General features: G+C 72.1%; 1 protein-coding gene and 1 pseudogene. Both read left to right on the forward strand.

The genetic code is table 11. The annotated features are described in order from the left end of the window. Window positions 1-1,097 (forward strand): urocanate hydratase (hutU, locus tag Y705_RS20980; RefSeq protein ID WP_081737755.1); only part of this gene is annotated, 1,097 nt, incomplete at its 5' end. Then, window positions 1,094-1,513: pseudogene (locus Y705_RS0103450) on the forward strand (hypothetical protein); the annotation flags it as partial. The gene hutU and the pseudogene Y705_RS0103450, both read left to right, overlap by 4 nt.

Here is a 1,513-nt window from a genome sequence, read left to right on the forward strand (position 1 = left end):
CCCGCCTGCGCCGCCGGCAGGCGAAGCGCTACCTCGACGACGTCGAGACCGACCTCGAGACGGCCCTGCAGAAGGTGCTGGCGGCCAAGGCCGAGCGCCGGGCGCTGTCCGTAGGCTACGTGGGCAACGCCGCCGAGATCTTCCCCGACCTGCTGCGCCGACACCGCGCCGGGGAGCTCACCGTGGACGTGGTCACCGACCAGACCTCCGCCCACGACCCCCTGGCCTACCTGCCCGTCGAATACACCGTCGACCGGTGGGACGCCGAGGCGAAGGCCGACCCTGACGGCTTCACCAAGAAGGCCCGCGCATCCATGGCCGCCCAGGTGCAGGCCATGGTGGAGTTCCAGGACGAGGGAGCTGAAGTCTTCGACTACGGCAACTCCATCCGGGACGAGGCCCGCCACGCCGGATACGGGCGTGCGTTCGAGTTCCCCGGCTTCGTCCCCGCCTACATCCGTCCCCTGTTCTGCGAGGGAATGGGCCCGTTCCGCTGGGTCGCCCTGTCGGGAGACCCGAAGGACATCGAGGTCACCGATGCGGCGATCAAGGAGCTGTTCCCGGACAACGAGCACCTGCACCAGTGGATCGACGCCGCGCAGGAGTACGTCGAGTTCGAGGGCCTGCCGGCCCGGATCTGTTGGCTCGGCTACGGCGAGCGGCATCAGGCCGGGATGCTCTTCAACCGGCTCGTGGCCGAGGGCAAGGTCTCCGCGCCCATCGTGATCGGCCGCGACCACCTGGACTCCGGCTCGGTGGCCTCCCCCTACCGGGAGACCGAAGCCATGGCCGACGGCTCCGACGCGATCGCCGACTGGCCGTTGCTCAACGCCCTCACCGCAGCTTCCTCCGGCGCCACCTGGGTGTCCATCCACCACGGCGGCGGCGTGGGCATCGGCCGGTCCATCCATGCCGGGCAGGTGGGTGTGGCCGACGGCACCGAGCTCGCTGCGCAGAAGCTGGAGCGCCTGCTCACCAACGATCCCGGTATGGGCGTGATCCGCCATGCCGACGCCGGCTACGAGCGGGCCCTCGATGTCGCCGCCGAGCGCGGCGTACGGGTGCCGATGCGGGAGATGCCGCGGGTACCCCGATGACTGAGCCCCGGAACCCGGACAAGCCGAACCCGGATGGACGGAACCCGGACAGGCCGACCCCGGCCGGACAGGATTCAGCTGGACGGGACACGGCTGGACGGGGCCGGGCTGAGCTGGTCACGGGCATCGGCGAGCTGAGGACCGTGGACCCGGCCCGCGGTGGGGACTCCGTCCTGCACGACGCCGCCCTGGTGCTCCAGGACGGCGTCGTCGCCTGGCTCGGCCCCGCCACCGAGGCTCCTGCCGCGGACCGCGCCGTGGACGTCGGCGGGCGGGCCGTGCTGCCGGGCTGGGTGGACTCGCACACCCACCTGGTCTTCGCGGGGGACCGCTCAGCGGAGTTCGCCGCCCGCATGGCGGGCCAGGACTACGCCGCGGGCGGGATCGGCGTCACCACCGGGGCCACCCGCGCGGCA

Source organism: Arthrobacter sp. H41 (genome assembly GCF_000520535.1).
Classification (GTDB): domain Bacteria; phylum Actinomycetota; class Actinomycetes; order Actinomycetales; family Micrococcaceae; genus Arthrobacter_D.